Annotated in this window: 20 protein-coding genes; 4 read left to right on the top strand and 16 right to left on the bottom strand. The window is 42.8% G+C overall.

The window, feature by feature from the left end; translation table 11 throughout:
- From hisH to EO131_RS06990, 16 genes are all read right to left on the bottom strand, one after another.
- The gene (gene hisH / locus EO131_RS07065) at window positions 1-585 is read right to left on the bottom strand and encodes an imidazole glycerol phosphate synthase subunit HisH (protein WP_127020310.1); all 585 of its coding nucleotides are present in this window, start codon (window positions 583-585) and stop codon (window positions 1-3) included.
- Window positions 585-1721 carry a bifunctional histidinol-phosphatase/imidazoleglycerol-phosphate dehydratase HisB gene (hisB, locus tag EO131_RS07060; protein WP_127020308.1) on the bottom strand — a complete coding sequence of 379 codons (1137 nt, stop codon included), beginning with the start codon at window positions 1719-1721 and terminating at the stop codon, window positions 585-587. Before hisB ends, hisH begins: the two co-directional genes overlap by 1 nt.
- The gene (gene hisC, locus EO131_RS07055) at window positions 1721-2767 is read right to left on the bottom strand and encodes a histidinol-phosphate transaminase (RefSeq protein ID WP_127021369.1); all 1047 of its coding nucleotides are present in this window, start codon (window positions 2765-2767) and stop codon (window positions 1721-1723) included. Before hisC ends, hisB begins: the two co-directional genes overlap by 1 nt.
- A gap of 36 nt (window positions 2768-2803) precedes the next feature.
- Window positions 2804-4096 carry a histidinol dehydrogenase gene (hisD, locus tag EO131_RS07050; RefSeq protein WP_127020306.1) on the bottom strand — a complete coding sequence of 431 codons (1293 nt, stop codon included), beginning with the start codon at window positions 4094-4096 and terminating at the stop codon, window positions 2804-2806.
- Window positions 4093-4530, bottom strand: coding sequence for a GNAT family N-acetyltransferase (locus EO131_RS07045; RefSeq protein ID WP_127020304.1), 438 nt, complete (start codon window positions 4528-4530; stop codon window positions 4093-4095). Before EO131_RS07045 ends, hisD begins: the two co-directional genes overlap by 4 nt.
- Window positions 4531-4533: 3 nt before the next feature.
- The gene (gene hisG / locus EO131_RS07040; protein ID WP_127020302.1) at window positions 4534-5391 is read right to left on the bottom strand and encodes an ATP phosphoribosyltransferase; all 858 of its coding nucleotides are present in this window, start codon (window positions 5389-5391) and stop codon (window positions 4534-4536) included.
- Window positions 5392-5594: 203 nt separating this feature from the next.
- A complete protein-coding gene (locus EO131_RS07035) occupies window positions 5595-6410 on the bottom strand; it encodes a prohibitin family protein (protein ID WP_127020300.1) in 816 nt (271 codons plus the stop codon).
- 12 nt (window positions 6411-6422) lie between these two features.
- Window positions 6423-8351, bottom strand: coding sequence for a vWA domain-containing protein (locus EO131_RS07030; protein WP_241243806.1), 1929 nt, complete (start codon window positions 8349-8351; stop codon window positions 6423-6425).
- A gap of 104 nt (window positions 8352-8455) precedes the next feature.
- Window positions 8456-9205, bottom strand: coding sequence for a 3-oxoacyl-[acyl-carrier-protein] reductase (gene fabG, locus EO131_RS07025; protein WP_127020296.1), 750 nt, complete (start codon window positions 9203-9205; stop codon window positions 8456-8458).
- Window positions 9206-9313: 108 nt separating this feature from the next.
- Window positions 9314-10186: a succinate--CoA ligase subunit alpha gene (sucD, locus tag EO131_RS07020; RefSeq protein ID WP_127020294.1), complete on the bottom strand. Its 873-nt coding sequence runs from the start codon at window positions 10184-10186 to the stop codon at window positions 9314-9316.
- A gap of 60 nt (window positions 10187-10246) precedes the next feature.
- A complete protein-coding gene (locus tag EO131_RS07015; RefSeq protein WP_127020292.1) occupies window positions 10247-11182 on the bottom strand; it encodes a UDP-3-O-(3-hydroxymyristoyl)glucosamine N-acyltransferase in 936 nt (311 codons plus the stop codon).
- A gap of 5 nt (window positions 11183-11187) precedes the next feature.
- Window positions 11188-11754 (bottom strand): elongation factor P, encoded by a 567-nt coding sequence (gene efp, locus EO131_RS07010; RefSeq protein WP_127020290.1) that lies wholly within the window; start codon window positions 11752-11754, stop codon window positions 11188-11190.
- Window positions 11755-11758: 4 nt separating this feature from the next.
- Window positions 11759-12544 (bottom strand): acyl-ACP--UDP-N-acetylglucosamine O-acyltransferase, encoded by a 786-nt coding sequence (gene lpxA / locus EO131_RS07005; RefSeq protein WP_127020288.1) that lies wholly within the window; start codon window positions 12542-12544, stop codon window positions 11759-11761.
- Window positions 12545-13948 carry a bifunctional UDP-3-O-[3-hydroxymyristoyl] N-acetylglucosamine deacetylase/3-hydroxyacyl-ACP dehydratase gene (locus EO131_RS07000; RefSeq protein ID WP_417935631.1) on the bottom strand — a complete coding sequence of 468 codons (1404 nt, stop codon included), beginning with the start codon at window positions 13946-13948 and terminating at the stop codon, window positions 12545-12547. It abuts the gene before it with no gap.
- A complete protein-coding gene (lpxD, locus tag EO131_RS06995) occupies window positions 13938-14975 on the bottom strand; it encodes a UDP-3-O-(3-hydroxymyristoyl)glucosamine N-acyltransferase (RefSeq protein WP_127020284.1) in 1038 nt (345 codons plus the stop codon). The genes EO131_RS07000 and lpxD overlap by 11 nt, the downstream gene beginning before the upstream one ends.
- A 23-nt stretch (window positions 14976-14998) precedes the next feature.
- Window positions 14999-16225 carry an HD domain-containing protein gene (locus tag EO131_RS06990; protein WP_127020282.1) on the bottom strand — a complete coding sequence of 409 codons (1227 nt, stop codon included), beginning with the start codon at window positions 16223-16225 and terminating at the stop codon, window positions 14999-15001.
- Between the two features lie 36 nt (window positions 16226-16261).
- Between EO131_RS06990 and porX the strand changes: the two genes are divergently transcribed.
- From porX to EO131_RS17320, 4 genes are all read left to right on the top strand, one after another.
- Complete coding sequence (gene porX / locus EO131_RS06985) at window positions 16262-17806, top strand: T9SS response regulator signal transducer PorX (RefSeq protein WP_127020280.1); 1545 nt, start codon at window positions 16262-16264, stop codon at window positions 17804-17806.
- Window positions 17807-17812: 6 nt separating this feature from the next.
- The gene (gene tsaE, locus EO131_RS06980) at window positions 17813-18229 is read left to right on the top strand and encodes a tRNA (adenosine(37)-N6)-threonylcarbamoyltransferase complex ATPase subunit type 1 TsaE (protein WP_127020278.1); all 417 of its coding nucleotides are present in this window, start codon (window positions 17813-17815) and stop codon (window positions 18227-18229) included.
- Between the two features lie 175 nt (window positions 18230-18404).
- The gene (locus EO131_RS17395) at window positions 18405-18533 is read left to right on the top strand and encodes a hypothetical protein (protein ID WP_262707784.1); all 129 of its coding nucleotides are present in this window, start codon (window positions 18405-18407) and stop codon (window positions 18531-18533) included.
- A gap of 377 nt (window positions 18534-18910) precedes the next feature.
- Window positions 18911-19177, top strand: a complete 267-nt coding sequence (locus tag EO131_RS17320; protein WP_241243805.1) for a hypothetical protein — start codon at window positions 18911-18913, stop codon at window positions 19175-19177.
- Window positions 19178-19196 lie beyond the last annotated feature (19 nt).

Raw genomic sequence — 19196 nt, 5'->3', positions numbered from 1 at the left:
TCAGATGACGGTTAAAAAGTTCCTTAAAATGTCGCTGCCCACATCACTGCTTTTTTCTGGGTGAAACTGTACCCCAAAAAAGTTGTCCTTTTGCAAGGCTGCACTATAATTCAAGCCATATTCCGAGGTGGCAATGGTTTCCTTGCCCAAGGGAGCGTAAAAACTGTGCACCAAATAGATGTAGGATTGCTCCGGAATTCCCTTGAAAAGATCGGACTTTAAATCGGAAATTTGGTTCCAACCTATTTGCGGTACTTTGACGGCATTCGAAAATTTAACCACATCCAAATCGAAAATGCCCAAACCTTCGGTATTGCCTTCTTCAGAGGAATGACACATGAGTTGCATACCCAAACAAATGCCCAAAACAGGCTGTTTCAGATTGGGAATCAATTTATCCAGACCTGTGGCCCTTAGTTTTTCCATGGCAGAACTGGCTTCGCCAACACCTGGAAAGATTACTTTATCGGCAGCTAGGATTTCATCCACATCATGGCTCAAAACAGCCTCGTATCCCAACCGTTGGATGGAAAATTTGATGCTTTGGATGTTTCCTGCACCGTAATCGATTATCACAATTTTCATTACAACATTCCTTTGGTTGATGGCAATACCATTTTTTCCACATCCCGTTTTACTGCCATTTTAATGGACTTGGCAAATGCCTTGAAAATAGCTTCAATTTTGTGATGTTCGTTGGTGCCTTCTGCTTTGATGTTAAGATTGGCTTTGGCACCATCCGTAAACGATTTGAAGAAATGCATGAACATTTCTGTGGGCATCTCCCCTATCTTTTCCCGTTTAAAATCAGCCTCCCAAACCAACCAGTTTCTACCCCCGAAATCGATGGCGACCTGTGCCAAACAATCGTCCATGGGCAAACAAAACCCATATCGTTCTATACCCAGTTTATTGCCCAGTGCCTTGCTAAATACTTCACCCAGGGCAATGGCGGTATCTTCAATGGTGTGGTGTTCGTCCACTTCCAGATCGCCATCCACCTTTATTTCCAAATCCATTTGTCCGTGACGTGCCAATTGGTCGAGCATATGGTCAAAAAAGGCAAGACCGGTCTGTATGTCGCTTTTCCCGGTTCCATCCAGATTCAGTTTGATTCTGATATCGGTCTCGTTGGTCTTTCTTTCGATTTCAGCTACCCTGCTTTCCAACTTTAAAAATTCGTAGATCTTTTCCCAATCATTGGTTTCCAAGGCGATATAACCCTCCAATTCATCCCTTTTTACTGTAATCTCACCTGTACCCAAATGGGTTTCATCGTTAATGAAAATGCCTTTGGCCCCCAGATTTTTAGCCAGTTCCACATCGGTCAAACGATCACCGATCACAAAGGAATTTTCAAGGTCATACACTTCTGAAAAATAGGATGTGAGCATTCCGGTTCCCGGTTTTCGCGTGTTCGCGTTGTCCTTTGGGAACGTTCTGTCAATATAAACGGCATCAAAAACAACCCCTTCGTTTTCAAAAGTTTTCAGAATAAAGTTGTGCACGGGCCAAAAGGTTTCCTCTGGAAAGATATCCGTTCCAAGACCGTCTTGATTGGTAATCATTACCAATTCATAATCCAGTTCTTTGGCAATTTTCCCCAAATAGGTGAATGCCTTTGGATAAAAATCCAGTTTTTCAAAAGCATCAATCTGCTCATCAGCGGGTTCCCTGATAATGGTTCCGTCACGATCGATAAAAAGTACTTTTTTGCCCATTAGTCCAATTGTTTTAATATGGCTATCAATGTGTTATTTTCTTCCGGTGTACCCACTGTGAAACGTAGCGTATTTTCACATAGGGGTTGATTGCTTCTGTTCCGCACCACAACTTGTTTTTCGAGCAATTGCTGATATCTTTTGTTCGCATTATCCACTTTCACCAGTACAAAGTTGGCATCTGTGGGGAATATTTTTTCCACGAAAGACAAGCCTTGCAAAGCATCTATCAACGCTTCCCTTTCTTTTAAAATTTGTTGCACTTCCACTTCAACAATGTTGGGATCCATGACCCTTTCCAATGCCCGTTGCTGTGTCAATTGATTCACATTGTATGGAGGTTTGATTTTGTTCAGAACAGCAATGATTTCTTCAGATGCATAGCATATGCCCAATCGAATACCTGCCAAGCCATATGCTTTGGAAAGGGTTTGGGTAACAATCAAGTTGGGATAATCCGAAATGCTGTTCAGCCAACTCTCTCGATTGGAAAAATCAATATAAGCCTCATCGATAACCAATAGTCCATGAAATGATTCCAACAATTTTTGAATCGCTTCTTTTTGAAATGCATTTCCAGTTGGGTTATTGGGCGAACAGATGAAAATAAGTTTGGTATGCTTGTCCACGGCCTCCATAATGGCGGGAACATCCGGTTCAAAATCAGCTGTGAGTAAAACTTCGCGGTTTTCCACTGCATTGATGCCGGATAAAACCTTGTACATACCATACGTTGGTGGCAAGGTGATGATATTGTCCTGGGTAGGTTCACAAAAAGCCCTGAAAATCAAGTCCAGTACTTCATCGCTTCCGTTGCCCAACATCATATTCGATTCGGAAATTCCTTTTTGTTCGGCCAACACACTCTTTAAACTGCGCTGATAAGGGTCGGGATATCGGTTTACCCCATTATCAAAAGGGTTCTCGTTGGCATCCAAGAAAATCATTTCCGAGCCATCGGAAACATATTCATCCCGTGCCGATGAATAGGGGCTTAGGATTTTCACCGAATCCCGTACCACATTGTTTATGTTGAAGTCTTTTATCATATCCTTAAAGTCTCGACTGCGCTCGACTTGACACTATTCTTGTTTTTTTATACTGTTCAATCTCAAGGTAACAGCATTTTTGTGGGCTTGTAATCCTTCGGCTTCCGCCATCAACTCAATCGCATTCCCGATATTTTTCATCCCGTTTTCCGAAATTTTCTGAAACGTCATGCTCTTCATGAAACTGTCCAGATTAACACCACTATATTGCTTGGCATAGCCATTGGTCGGCAGTGTGTGATTGGTTCCAGAAGCATAGTCACCTGCACTTTCTGGGGTATAATTGCCTATAAAAACAGAGCCGGCATTTTGGATGTGCTTCACATAAAATGCCTCATTCTGCATGCAGACAATAAAATGCTCCGGGCCATATTCGTTGATCAGGTCAATTGCCTGTTGGTCATTTTCCACCAAAATCAGCCTACTGTTGGCCATGGATTTTTCAGCAATGGCAGCACGTGGCAATTTCTTGATCTGTTTGTTGATTTCCTTTTCCACATCATCAATAAGGGATTCTGAAGTGGATACCAAAATCACCTGACTATCCACCCCATGTTCCGATTGGCTCAACAGATCGGACGCCACAAATGCAGGGTTGGCGGTTTCGTCCGCGACCACCAACAATTCACTAGGGCCGGCTGGCATATCAATGGCAACCCCATACTTAGTGGCCAATTGTTTTGCCACGGTCACATATTGGTTTCCTGGCCCGAAGATTTTGTACACCTTGGGAATACTTTCCGTTCCGAATGTCATGCCTGCTATGGCCTGAATACCGCCCACTTTAAAAATCTGGGTGACTCCACAAAGCTGGGCCGCATACAAAATAGCAGGATTTACTTCACCAAATTGATTTGGTGGAGTACACAAAATAACCTTGTTGCACCCCGCCAGCTTAGCAGGAATGGCCAACATTAAAATAGTGGAAAATAAGGGAGCGGTTCCTCCCGGAATGTATAGTCCCACTTTTTGAATGGGTCGTTTTTCTTGCCAGCATTGCACTCCTGGTTGAGTTTCCACCTCCAACCTAGTTGTTTTTTGGGCAGCGTGAAACTTTTCAATATTGGATTTGGCCAATTGTATGGCCTTTTTTAAATCATCGGATACTGCTTTGGACGCAGCCGCAATTTCTTCCGGGCAAACCAAAAGCTCATCCAAAATGGCTCCATCAAATTCGGTCGTATATTTTTTGACGATTACGTCTCCGCCGGTCTTCACTTCATTAAAAATGGTGTCTACTGTTCCTTCAATATCAGAAACCGACTGTGTCGGACGCCTAAGTATTTCCTCCCATTCTTGTTGAGTCGGGTTGTAGATCTTGTTCATGGTTGAATTTTTTTGATCATATGATATCCAAGTGCTTCATAACCTTGGTTTTCCCAGAACCTTTTTCCTTTTTCGTTCTTTATGTAACAATTGACCTCGGCAGTTTCACAGCCTATTTTTACGGCATACTCATCAAGAAACTCCATCATTAGTTTTCCAATTCCTTTGCCTTGGTATTCAGGTGAAATGATAACATTGTCTGCTTCCAAATGCTTTCCTGCATATAGTTTGTTGAGTTCCCAAACACCACAAATACCAATTAATTCTTCTTCATTATAAACCCCAATACATTTATAGCCCATTGGGATCATTGATTCCAATCGATTTTGCAATAGCTCCATTGATACTCGTTCTTCATTCAGCAGATACACCAAATTCAGTATGGATTTCAACTTTGTTTCTGGAATCCATCCCACTGAAAATCTTGTTTCCATTTTTTACAAAACCATTTTTTCAATGGGACATACCAAGATACCTTCGGCACCTGCCTGTTTCAACTCGTCGATGACCTCCCAAAAGGTATCCCTGTTGATCACCGTGTGCACCGAACTCCAACCCTCTTCTGCCAACGGTAAAACGGTGGGGCTACGCATTCCCGGTAGAATGGAAATGATCTTATCCAGTTTTTCGTTCGGAGCGTTCATCAACACATATTTATTTTGGCGGGCCTGAAGTACCGATTGAATTCGAAACTGGATCTTTTTTAATATTTCTTTGCGCTCCTCGGAAATTTTTGGGGAAACCGCCAATACCGCTTCACTTTTCAGGATGACTTCGACTTCCTTCAAATTGTTTTTGAATAAGGTGCTGCCACTGGAAACGATATCGCAGATGCCAAAAGCCAATCCAATGTTCGGGGCAATCTCCACCGATCCGTTGATCAAGTGCAAATCAGCCGTGACACCCTGGGATTTTAGGTATTCGTTGACCGTATTGGGATACGAGGTGGCTATTTTTTTTCCTTCAAAATCCTTTACAGAGGTATACTTTACATTTTTCGGTACAGCCAAGGAAACCCTACATCTGGAAAAATTGAGTTTTTCGGCCACAGTGATGTCCTTTCCCTTTTCCACCAATACATTTTCGCCGATAATGGCGATGTCCACTACCCCATCACGAAGGTATTGGGGGATGTCCCCGTTTCGCAAATAAAAGACTTCCATGGGGAAATTACGGGCCGTGGCCTTTAATTGATCCCTTCCATTGTCGATGGAAATGCCACAATCTTTTAGGATTTGAAGGGAATCCTCGTTTAAACGTCCGCTCTTTTGTACAGCAATTCTAATTTTTGTCATTGTTGAAAGTTTCTGTCTGAAAAACCAAATGGACCTAAAAAACAAAACCCGCTTGATTTCTCAAACGGGTTAGAATATATTTTATATACAACAATACATTTCTATCTCGCTTGAGGGCAAGGATAAAAATGATGGTGATGTACGTTTGTTTTTCTCATAACGCTTCAAAAGTAGCACATATTTTTTTATCAAAAAAGGGGAATTTAGTTATTTCCCAAAATCAATGGCAATCCATCATTGCCGGAGCCCACAACTACAATCTTCGTGTTGGGTGATTCAGCAAGCTTTAAGGTGGCATCTATTCCTTTGTCTTGCAATATTTTGTCCGTTAACGAGGCACTCAAAATGCGGTTTGCATCTGCTTTACCTTGCGCTTCAATTCGCACTTTTTCTGCTTCTTTCTCCGCTGTTACCAATCGAAACTCATATTCCAAGGATTCCTGTTCTTGTTTCAGTTTGCGCTCGATGGCATCTTTGATTGTGGGTGGCAAAGTAACGTCCCGAACCAAAACCTCGTTCAATTGGATGTATTGGTCATTTAAAATTTTTTGTGTTTCCTCAAATATCTCCTGTTGAATGGCGTCCCGCTTACTGGAGTATAATTGTTCCGGAGTGTATCGCCCAACCACGCTACGCGCTGCGGAACGTATGGCAGGCAGTAAAACACGGTCAATGTATTGTTCACTTTTTTCTTGGTGCAGTTTACCAAGCTCAGCGTATTTGGGCTGAAACCAAACCGATGCTTCCAACTTAATATCCAGTCCGTTTGATGAAAGTACGTTCATTTTTTCCAACTTTTCCTGCTGTCGTACTTCATAAATATAGACTCGGTTCCATGGGGCGACCAACTGAAAGCCTTCGCCCAATGGTGGTTCATCCGTGACCACACCTCCTCCGAAGGTCCTATAGAGCACGCCTGCCTCACCAGAGCCAATGGTGACCGCTGATTTTGATATTAAAATGATTAAAAAAATGACTGCTGCCACTGCTGGCAACGCAATTTTGGGTAATCTGTCCATTTGTATTTTGTTTTAAATTAATCCGTTATATTTTCTGATGAACCATTCCAAAGCGAGTGTTATGGCCATCAATCCGAGTAAAATTCGGAAATCTATTAAAGATACAACATTCTCCCTGCTCTTTTGGATGGGTACAAATTGTTTTGATGAACCAAGAGCTGTTTCAAGTTCTGTCAAAGAATCCAAGTAGGTGATTCGGCCTCCTGTTTTTTGTGCCAAGCGGTCAAGCTTTCGATAATCCGAAGCAGTTTGCTGCAGTTCGGGATTAAAATCCAAAATCCTGAAAGACCCGGAACGTTTCGTGTTCGATTGACCTTCGGAAACTGTAAATTGATACGATCCGGAAGTTAAATCACTGAGATCCACTTCGAAATAACTGCCTTTTAAAAGCATGGGATATTCTCTCCTGAAATCGTTTGGGCCATTCACGGTTATGGAGAGATTGGCTTTGGAATCGAACTGGTAACTTTCGTCAAAGTAGGAAGCCCTGATTTTTGCCATCCCTGCATTGTCAAAAACTGCAGGGTATTCCAATTCGAGCCTACTTCTCTGATTGTCGGACCCCAGATATACCATCAAGTTGCCCATAAAATCATCGAAACGCTTAAAACTTTGATCGTTGCGAAAGGTCTGTGCCCTCCAACGCCAAATATTTTCCCCGAACAACACGGCTTCCTTATGTTTGCCTTCCGTTAGTATCGAAAATAGGGGTTTGTTCAGACCAACGCCACGTATTTGCTGAAATAGAATGGTCTCATTGTTTACTTTCAATTCCAAATCACCTAAGCTTCCTATAAGTGGCGGATAGTTGTCCAGATTAAAATCACCCAAGCCGAAAATGCCAAAAGCGTTATTCAACACAGGCACTATTTCTTCGGATTGACTGCTGCCCGTTTGAAAAAATCGTTGTTGGGCACGGTTTAAGAAGTTCCAATCCGTTTTGCTTCCGGTAATGGTGAAATAGTTCAACCCCGATTTTTTTAGCATGTCATACACATTGGAAAAATTACGGTTGGGCTGGTATAGCAAAACAAGGTCGGCATCGGCCCGTGTATTGATTTCACTGGGTTTTATGATGGTTACGGAACGTTGCTCATTGCTCTCAATTGATTTTTTTAAGGCTCCTATATCCGGATGTAGCATATCGGAAACAATGACCACATCTGTTTTCTCATCAATCACCTCAATGGCCGTTTCTTTGGTGTTGTTTGCGGTGTTCCTTTCATTTTCCAGGGCAACCACCGAAATCTTGATGTTCTTAATGCCCACACTGGTAGCTTCGGTAACAATGGACATTGTTTTGCTGTTGACTGATGGGCTGAGTGTAATTTGTTCCCTATGAACCGTTTTACCATCCACTGCTACGGCAACAGACGAACGTATTGCAGTATTGCCCCTGTAATTGATGGTGGCTTCAATTGGAAATTTGTTCCTTAAGAATGCATACGTATTGCTATTGACCAGGCCGATGGATACATCCTCATATTGGGTGGTATCCCCAACTACCACGGGAAATACCGTTAGTGAAGGATTCAGGTTAAGGTACTCGTAATCCCTTCCATACGTTGAGTTGCCATCAGTGAGCAACACTACGACATTATTGCCCTTCAAATAAATTTGATCAATGGTGGACAACGCATTGGCGATATCCGTGCTCCGTTGAGCAAGGGTAAGGCTATCGGTCGCCTCAATGGCAGCCCCAAAGGCATATTGATCAATATTGAATCGATCAGTCAATTCGCCATTATCCTTGAATTGATTAATGGTATTTGTAAGTGATTCTTTTGAAATAGTCGTCTGCAGAGATTCCGAATCATCAACCAAAAAAATAAGTTTGGCCTTTTCGACATAATAATCCCGATCAACGAATTTGGGGTTGACCAAAAGCAAAAGGCCACAAAATAGGGTTAAAAACCGTATTGTGGCCAAAATAATATTCAAAGAACCCTTTCTGGGATTCTTAAAAAAATACTGATAAAAAACTAGGCTGAGTGCGGCAACGGCAGAAAGAATAATAAGTAAAACCGTGCGCATCTCCATACATTCTATGTTAGCATGCCTCCATCAACATTCAATACCTGTCCTGTAACATAGTCTGAAAGATCGGAAGCCAAATACAAACATGCATTGGCGACATCTTCAGGAGTACCACCGCGTTTTAATGGAATGGCATCCCTCCAACCTTGAACGGTCTTCTCATCCAATTTATCGGTCATTTCGGTTTCAATGAAACCGGGCGCAATTGCATTGCAACGAATATTTCGTGAACCGAGTTCCAGTGCCACGGATTTGGTAAAACCTATCATACCGGCTTTGGAAGCCGCATAGTTGGTTTGTCCGGCGTTGCCCTTTACGCCCACCACACTGCTCATGTTGATGATAGAGCCCTTACGTTGCTTCAACATGGTACGTTGCACGGCTTTGGTCATATTGAAAACCGACTTCAGGTTGATTTCAATTACAGTATCGAAATCCTCCTCGCCCATTCGCATCAATAAATTATCTTTTGTAATTCCTGCATTATTGATCAATACGTCGATTCTTCCATCAAAATCTTCCAAAACCTTGGCCACCAATGCCTCTGAATCTTCATAGCTGGCTGCGTTGCTCTTATATGCCTTGGCTTTTACACCCATTCCCGTCAATTCCTTTTCCAATTCCAAGGCCGGTGCTTCACTGGAACTGTAGGTAAAGGCCACATTGGCTCCATGTTTTGCGAAAACTTCGGCAATGCCCTTGCCAATTCCCCTACTTGCTCCTGTTATAATTACATTTTTCCCTTCCAAAAGTTTCATAAGATGCGTTTGTTTGAATGGTTATCTACCAAATATAGTTGTTGTTTTAGGTTTAGACGAAAAAAAATCCCGCTAAAAAACGGGATTTAGAATAGATTTAACGGTTGGTTATCCAACCACTTCTTTCACTTTTGCGCCAATTTCTGCTGGAGAATCCACCACGTGGATGCCGCATTCGCGCATGATTCTTTTTTTGGCCTGTGCGGTGTCATCGCTACCGCCTACAATGGCGCCTGCGTGACCCATGGTACGACCGGCCGGTGCGGTTTCCCCGGCAATAAACCCAACAATGGGTTTTTTACTGCCGCTGGCTTTGTACCATCTAGCAGCCTCAGCTTCCAACTGTCCACCGATTTCCCCGATCATCACCACACATTCTGTTTCTGGATCGTTGATCAACAACTCCACTGCTTTCTTGGTCGTGGTCCCGATAATGGGATCCCCACCTATACCGATGGCGGTTGTAATACCCAATCCTTGACGAACCACTTGGTCGGCTGCTTCGTAGGTCAATGTTCCAGACTTGGAAACGATACCAACATGTCCTTTTTTGAAGACAAACCCAGGCATGATGCCCACTTTGGCCTCTCCTGGCGTAATTACCCCAGGACAGTTGGGTCCGATCAAGGTACAGTCCTTATCTTTTATATAATCGTAAGCTTTCACCATATCGGCAACGGGAATACCCTCGGTAATGGTAATGATCACCTTGATACCGGCACTGGCTGCTTCCATGATGGCATCTGCAGCAAACGCGGGCGGCACAAAAATAATCGTGGTATCTGCCCCAACAGCCTTTACCGCATCTTCAACGGTATTAAAAACAGGTTTTCCAAGATGTTCTTGTCCCCCTTTTCCAGGGGTAACACCTCCAACCACGTTGGTTCCATATTCAATCATTTGCTCGGCATGAAAGGTTCCTTCACTACCGGTAAATCCTTGTACAATTATTTTTGAATCTTTGTTTACTAAGACGCTCATAGGTTTAACTTAATATAGGTGCAAAAATATGGTTTACTCGTGTTTTTATCTATTGATTTTTTAATTCTTTTTCAGTTTTTGTAGGATTTGCGGGATTTGTTTGACCGAAGCCATTTGTTTGAGCTTTTCCCTCGCCTCTTCTGCAGGGCTGCCAAAATAGGTTTTTCCTCCTTCAAGGGATTTTGAAATTCCGGACTGGGCCAAAACCACTGCTTTTTTTCCTATGGTCACACCACTGATAATGCCTACCTGGCCCCAAAGAGTCACTTCATCCTCGATGACCACACAACCTGCTATGCCCGTATGGGAGGCGATCAAACATTTTTTGCCAATAATAGTATCGTGCCCTACTTGGATCTGATTGTCCAGTTTTGATCCTTCCTTAATGGTTGTGGCCCCCGTAACACCACGGTCAATGGTGCAGGAGGCACCAATATCCACATGGTTTTCAATGACCACATTTCCACCTGAAAGCAATTTGTCAAATCCCTCAGGACGATTTTTGTAGTAAAAGGCATCGGCTCCCAAAACGGTATTCGAATGGATGGTGACATGATCCCCAATTTCACAACCATCATAAATGGTGACGTTGGGATGGATCACACAATGCTTACCGATCTTTACGTGGTTGCCAATAAAAACATTGGGCTGGATAATTGTTCCTTCCCCTATTTTAGCCGTATCCGAAATGCTACCGTTAGCACTTTGAAAAGGTTTAAAATGCCGGGTCAATTTATTGAAATCACGAAATGGATCATCCGAAATCAACAATGCCTTACCTTCCGGACAGTCTACCTTCTTATTAATAAGAATAACAGTGGCCCTCGAGTTCAGGGCCTTGTCGTAGTATTTGGGATGGTCCACAAAAACAATATCGCCCTCCTCTACCACATGGATCTCATTCATGCCGAAAACGGGAAAGACATCACTCCCCACGAATTCGGAACCAATGATTTCCGCGATCTCCTTTAATGTATGGGCTTTGGGAAATTTCATTGAAACTATTCTTTTGCGCGTTCCAAATAGGCACCCTTCTCCGTATCGATCTTGATTTTATCGCCTTCATTTATGAAAAGTGGCACATTGATTCGTGCCCCAGTCTCTACGGTAGCTGGTTTTGTGGCATTGGTAGCCGTATTTCCTTTTACGCCAGGTTCGGTATGGGTTACTTCCAAAACAACGCTGGCAGGCATTTCCACGGAAAGCGGGCTGTTGTCCTCAGCATTGAAGATGATGGTCACCACTTCACCTTCTTTCAAAAGATCGGGTGCATCCAGTGCATCCTTTTGAAGGGAAATCTGGTTGTAGTCATCTGTGTTCATGAAATGGAACGTATCCCCTTCCGGATACAGATATTGGTACGATCGGGTCTCAACACGTACATCTTCAATTTTATGACCTGCGGAAAACGTATTGTCGATCACCTTGCCTGTGGTCACACTTTTCAATTTGGTGCGCACAAATGCAGGTCCTTTGCCAGGTTTTACATGAAGAAATTCTACAATCTTGTAGATATCGTGGTTGTATCGAATGCACAACCCCTTTCTAATATCGGAAGTATTTGCCATATAATTAATTTGAACTGAAATAGCCTTTCATGATACCCCGTTGCGAATCTCTGATGAATTGAAGAATTTCATCGCGTTCCGGGGTGGCTTCCATTTCTGCTTCGATAATGGAGGCCGCTTGTGTATTGTTATAATTTTTTTGATACAGAATGCGATAGATATTCTGGATTTCACGGATTTTATCCGACTCGAATCCTCTTCTACGCAAACCAATGGAATTGATGCCCACATAGGACAACGGCTCTCGGGCGGCCTTTACAAATGGAGGCACATCCTTACGCACCAAGGAACCTCCGGTAACAAAGGCGTGGTTGCCGATCGATACAAACTGATGCACCGCCACCATTCCGGCCAAGACCACGTTCTGACCAATGGTAACATGGCCTGCTAACGTTGAATTGTTACTGAAAATACAGCCATCGCCAACGATACAATCATGGGCAATGTGGCAATAGGCCATGATCAAACAATTATTGCCGATCACGGTTTTCATTCGGTCGGAAGTACCCTTGTTGATTGTTGCACATTCACGAATAGTGGTATTGTCCCCAATTTGAACGGTAGTCTCCTCTCCTTGGTATTTTAGGTCTTGGGGCATGGCGGATATCACAGCCCCTGGGAAAATATTACAGTTTTTACCGATACGGGCCCCTTCCATGATGGTTACGTTGGAACCGATCCAGGTGCCTTCACCAATGGTCACATTGTTATGGATGGTGGTAAAGGGCTCAATCACCACATTTTTGGCAATCTTGGCCCCGGGGTGCACATATGCTAATGGTTGGTTCATCTACGAATCTAAGTTTTTGGTTTTAACGATCTGTGCCATCAGTTCCGCTTCCGAAACCAATTTTCCATTGGCATAGGCATACGCCTGCATATGGCAAATCCCCCTTCTTATGGGTGAGACCAAATCGCATTTAAAAATTAAAGTATCTCCGGGAACCACCTGCTGTTTGAATTTCACATTATCGATCTTCATGAAGAAGGTCAGGTAATTTTCAGGATCTGGAACAGTGCTCAGTACCAAAATCCCTCCGGTTTGCGCCATGGCTTCTACTTGTAGTACCCCTGGCATTACTGGCGCTCCAGGAAAATGCCCGACAAAAAAGGGCTCGTTCATGGTAACATTCTTAACCCCGACAACGTGGGTGTCTGAAAGTTCCAAAATTTTATCCACCAACAAAAATGGAGGTCGGTGGGGCAATTTTTCCATGATTTTGTTCACATCCATCAACGGTTCCTGGTTCAAATCGTAGGATGGCACCTTGTTCCGCTTTTCTATCTTGATGATCTTGGACAGCTTCTTGGCAAACTGCGTATTCACGAAGTGTCCGGGCTTGTTGGCGATTACCTTGCCACGAATCCGTGTTCCGGCCAAAGCCAAGTCACCAATAACATCCAATAATTTATGTCGCGCGGCCTCGTTGGGATAATGTAGGGTCAGGTTGTCCAAAATACCATTGGGTTTCACGGACAGTTTTTCTTTGTTAAAGGCCTTTTCCAATTTTTTCATGGTGGATTCGGAAATCTCCTTGTCCACATAAACAATGGCGTTGTTAAGATCACCGCCTTTGATCAGGCCATGTTCCAATAGCATTTCCAGTTCATGCAAGAAACTAAAAGTACGGGCATCGGCAATCTCCTCCTTAAAATCGGACATGCTGTCCAAAGTGGCGTTTTGTGTGCCCAACACTTTGGTGCCAAAGTCCACCATGGTGGTTACTTGGTAATGATCTGCTGGAATAACGGTAATCTCGCTCCCCGTGGTCTCATCTTTATAGGAAATAACATCCTTTACCACAAATTCTTCACGCTCCTGGTCCTGCTCCTCAATGCCCGCTTCTTCCAAAGCTTTTACAAAAAACTTGGAGGAACCATCCATAATGGGAGGTTCGGGAGCGTCCAATTCAATCAGGACATTGTCGATTTCCATACCTACCAAGGCAGCCAATACATGCTCTGAAGTATGTATTTTGACCCCGTTTTTTTCAAGGTTGGTTCCTCTTTGGGTGTTTACCACATAGTTGGCATCGGCCTCTATGATGGGTTCCCCTTCAAGGTCTATGCGTTTAAATGCATACCCATGGTTTTCGTCCGCGGGCAAAAAACTCATGGTAACGTTTTCCCCAGTATGCAACCCTACTCCCTGTAGCGTCACTTTCTTTTTTATGGTACGTTGCTTATTGCTTATTTTGTTCACCTTCAACCTTTTTTTCTATGTTGGAGATTTGATTTACCAGTCTTGGTAGATTCTTAAAGTGTACGTATGATTTGTTGAAGTCGCCATAACTTAGGGCTGGTGATCCCTGCAGCACTTCATCGTCCTTGACATTTCTGCCGATACCGGATTGGGCCTGAATTCGCACCCTGTCTCCAATGGTAATATGCCCAACAATGCCCACTTGGCCACCAATCAAACAGTTTTTTCCAATTTTGGTTGATCCGGCAATGCCCGTTTGGGCAGCAATGGCGGTATGTTCACCAATTTCCACATTATGGGCAATCTGGATCTGATTGTCCAGCTTTACCCCTTTTCTTAAAATGGTAGACCCTAATGTGGCGCGATCAATTGTGGTTCCCGCACCTACATCCACATTGTCTTCCAAGATCACGTTGCCTGTTTGTGGCACCTTGCTATATTCCCCATTTGCGTTGGGCGTAAAACCAAAACCATCGGCACCGATAATGGCACCGCCATGGATCACACAGTTGTTGCCAATCTGTGTTTCGGAATAAATTTTCGCTCCTGCAAACACCACCACGTTGTTTCCGATTTTTACATTGTCGCCAATAAAAACATTCGGAAAGAGCTTTACGTTGTCCCCTATGGTCACATTGTTGCCCAAGTACGAAAACGCACCGAGATAAAAACCTTCGCCATAACTTACATTGTCAGAAATGTAAGAGGGGTTCTCAATACCTGATTTATTGTTCTTGACCTGATTGTAATACTCCAATAGTTTGGAAAACGACTTGTAGGCATCTTCCACCTTGATCAAGGTCGTGGAAAGGGATTGTTCGGGAACAAAGTCCTTGTTCACAATGGTGATGGAAGCCTTGGTCGAATAAATATAGGAGGTGTATTTTGGGTTGGCAAGAAAGGTCAATGAACCTTTTTCACCTTCTTCGATTTTCGATAATTTATGGACAGCGATTTGAGGATTTCCCTCAACTTCCCCCTCTAGGAGTCCGGCAATTTGGGTGGCTGTAAATTTCATCTGTGCAAAAGTAACAAAATTTGTTAAACAGCCTCCTTGGGATAGCAGCTGTAGTATTTGGTAACGGTCTTCGACAATGCCTTTAAGCTCAATTGGTCTGATTCTTTCAACACGTCCGAAATTTTCCCATTCTTTTTTAGAATGTAAATGGCCTGTTGTTTTTGATTGTAGGCCTTGTTCGATATCTCACCCTGAAACACAAAGTTAGCGGCTTCAGCTACTGAAAGATCGTACTTTTGGATGATACCTTGCAACTTTTCATTCAATTTTTGTTGGTCCATGGGCTGCTTTTTGATTTTCACATGCAACAACCTTCTGTCCAAAAGCATACTGCACATTTTGGAGAGCACAAAATCATCGTGGGTTTGCCAGTTTTTCAAGGCAGCCAATACATCCACATCATCCAGTCGTGCAAAGGTCTCCAATATGGTCTTGTCCATGGTAACTGCTTCATTCTGGTTTAGGAAAAACAACAAAGGCTCGCTCGCCGCCAATTGATCACCGTTCTGCAAGAGTTCCCGAGCCCTTTGCATGATACGGACCAGTAGCTGTTCTGCCACAAGGCCTGTTTTGTGCAAATACACCTGCCAGTACATGAACCTTCGTGCCATCAGGAATTTTTCCACGGCGTAAATCCCTTTTTCTTCCAACACCAAATGCCCGTCCACCACATGAAGCATCGAAATAAGTCGTTCGGAATTGATGTTGCCTTCCGTAACCCCGGAGTAAAAACTGTCTCTTTTAAGGTAATCAAGACGGTCCATATCCAATTGACTGGACACTAATTGATTCAAAAATGGTTTGTGGTGGTCGCCTTTAAATATGGAAATGGCGGTTTCCAACTGCCCGTTGAACTGTTTGTTGAGTTCCAGCATAAATTGCATGGAAAGTTTTTCGTGGCTCAAATCTTTCAGTACAAAACCTTCCAATGCATGAGAAAAGGGTCCGTGGCCGATATCGTGCAACAAAATGGCGCAAAGCAATCCATTTTCTTCCTCCTCGGTAATTTCAATGCCCTTCATGCGCAACACATGAATGGCTTTGGTCATCAAGTGCATGCTTCCCAATGCGTGGTGAAATCGTGTATGATGGGCTCCTGGATACACCATGTAGGACATACCCATTTGCGAAATCCGTCGCAATCTCTGAAAAAATGGATGCGAGATCAGACTGAAAATTAGTTCGTTTGGAGTTCCAATAAAACCGTAAATTGGATCGTTAAAAACGTTAAGCTTATTGGTTTTTACCAAGGATTTTTGTTTTAATGCCACAAAGATAACTACTATATGAACAAGATTACAATACTTTGGGTAGATGATGAAATCGACCTATTGAAACCCCATATTATTTTTCTTGAAAACAAAAACTATGAAGTAGTTACCAGTCAGAGTGGTCAGGATGCCCTGGAGGAAATCCGTGAGAACTTCTTCGACATTGTTTTTTTGGATGAAAACATGCCCGGACTGTCGGGACTGGAGACTTTGAACGAGATCAAAAAATACGACCCCTCCATTCCTGTGGTGATGATTACCAAGAGTGAGGAGGAGTATATTATGGATGAGGCCATCGGTTCCAAAATTGCCGATTATCTCATCAAGCCTGTGAATCCCAACCAAATATTGTTGTCGTTGAAGAAAAGCTTGGACAACTCCCGGTTGGTTTCGGAAAAGACAACGGCAAACTATCAGCAGGAATTCCGAAAGATAGCAATGGACCTATCCATGGTCAATTCACATGAAGAATGGGCAGAACTCTACAAAAAACTGATTTATTGGGAGCTGCAACTGGAACAAATCGAAGATTCCGGCATGTTTGAAATCCTTGAATCCCAAAAAGTGGAGGCCAATTCCCAGTTTGGGAAATTTGTGGACAAGAATTATCGGAGTTGGTTCAAGGATGGGGATGGGCCCGTAATGTCGCATACCTTGTTCCGAAATAAGATTCAACCGGAACTTGAGGGGAACAAAACCCTACTGGTGGTCATAGACAATTTAAGATACGATCAATGGTTGGCGTTTGAAGAAACTCTTTCCGTGCACTATAAAAAGAAACAGGAATGCTCCTATTACAGTATTTTGCCCACGGCCACCCAGTATGCCCGAAATGCGCTGTTCTCAGGCCTCATGCCATTGGATATGGAGAAGCGTTATCCCAAATGGTGGAAAAACGACACGGACGAAGGGGGTAAAAATTTGCACGAAGCCGACTTTTTGGGCGAACAGTTAAAGCGATTGGGATTGAACCTCAAATGGGAGTATCATAAAATCAGCAACCTGAAACAAGGAAAACAGCTGGCGCAAAATTTTAGGTCCCAAAAGGAAAATGACCTTACCGTTGTGGTCTACAATTTTGTGGATATGCTTTCCCATTCCAAAACCGAGATGGAAGTGGTAAAGGAATTGGCCTCCAACGACAAGGCCTACCGCTCCTTGACCTTGAGCTGGTTCAAGAATTCCCCTTTGTTGGAAATTATACAACAGGCCCAAAGTCTGGGCATGAAATTGTTATTGACCACTGACCACGGCACCATCAATGTAAAGCAACCCTCCAAGGTTATCGGGGACCGGGAAACCAGTCTTAATCTTAGGTACAAGACCGGCAGAAGTCTTACCTATGAAGAAAAGGATGTTTTGGCCACAAAGAATCCGCAGGAAATCCATTTGCCCAATATTAACTTGAGCAGTAGTTTCATCTTTGCAAAAAACGATCTGTTCTTTGCCTACCCCAACAATTACAACCATTATGTAAGTTATTATCGGAATACGTATCAACATGGTGGTGTTTCATTGGAAGAAATAATTGTTCCTTTTATAGTTTTGGACCCAAAATAAAATCTTTTGAAGACTACGTTTCAGTTATCCGAAATCGACAGGGTGGCCCAAGAGGTTTTGGCAGCCGCTCCGAACAAGACCCTATGCTTTTATGGCGACATGGGAGTGGGCAAAACTACATTGATCAAATCCTTGGTAAAGGAACTGGGTGCAGTGGATATAGCCAATAGCCCCACTTTTGGCTTGGTGAACGAATATGCCGATAGTGATGGCCGGCAATTGGCGTTTCATTTCGATTTTTACCGATTGAATGATGAAATGGAGGCTCTGGACATGGGCTTTGATGATTATCTCGCCTCGGATGCCTGGTTGTTTATTGAATGGCCGGAAAAGATTGCTTCCCTGATTCCTGAAGACGCTGTAAGGTTAAACCTGCACTTCATCGATGAAAAAACACGTTCAATCGAGTTAAATGTATGTTAACGGACATTCCAGCTATCTTCAAAGCATTCTTTTTACAAAGCAAGTCTGATTCGATAAAATGTTAGGTTTTTACGTTAAAAAACCAAATTTATCGATAAAGTGTAGGGATAGTTGAAATATTTTCCTACATTTGTTTTGTGAATGAATTCATTTATTAACCAAAAACTCTTTTACGATGAACACTAAAAAAGTTTTTTTTGGATTACTTGCTGTTGCTTTTTTGGCAATGACCGCTGTTTCTACTGCAACGATTGACAAAGACCAAAAGGTAAGTATTGAGAAGAAGAAATTGGTAAGAATCTAATTTCACTTCCATCCACTGATTATAATAGCCCCTTTTTTCGAAAAGGGGTTATTTTTTTACAATAATCCGGGATTTTTTGAGTTTACAAAGTAATGAGTAAAAAATCTACGGTTAGAAAACGCTTTATTATTGAAGGGGCCATTGCATTTTTAATTGCCATCACCCCTCTAATGTTCTATTGTTATAAATATCTTCCAATACCGCCCAATAGCACATCGTGGACATTTTGGGGAATAGAATTCAAGGAAAATAACTTTGGAGAGGTAGCAACTGCTATCTATTACTATTTTAACAAGTTTGTTCCTTTACTTCTTTTAATCATATGGTTTGTCACATCCAAAAATTGGTGGTACCACGCTATACTCATACCACTTGCAATGTACAGTTTCCAGTTGTTCACTGCTTTGAACTACTCCAATAGTGAACGAATTGATGAAAACGAGATACTGTATGTGGTTGCTGTAACCATGGTCGTTGTCCCCGTGGTATACTTCATTAGGATAAAATTGGTGGACAAACACGTACACGGAATCGACCTGGATGCCATGGATACCGAACTACAGATTTTAAAGGAAAAAGAGGAGTTGCGTAAAGAGCGACAGAAACTGGAAGAGCGCCAAAAATCCCTTTCAAAAAAAATGTAAATTTGTTCACGTACCCGTT

The sequence above is a fragment of the Flagellimonas beolgyonensis genome (assembly GCF_003992615.1).
GTDB lineage: Bacteria > Bacteroidota > Bacteroidia > Flavobacteriales > Flavobacteriaceae > Flagellimonas > Flagellimonas beolgyonensis.
The sequence above is the reverse complement of the archived record's forward strand: the minus strand, read 5'-3'. Positions and strand labels throughout refer to the sequence as shown.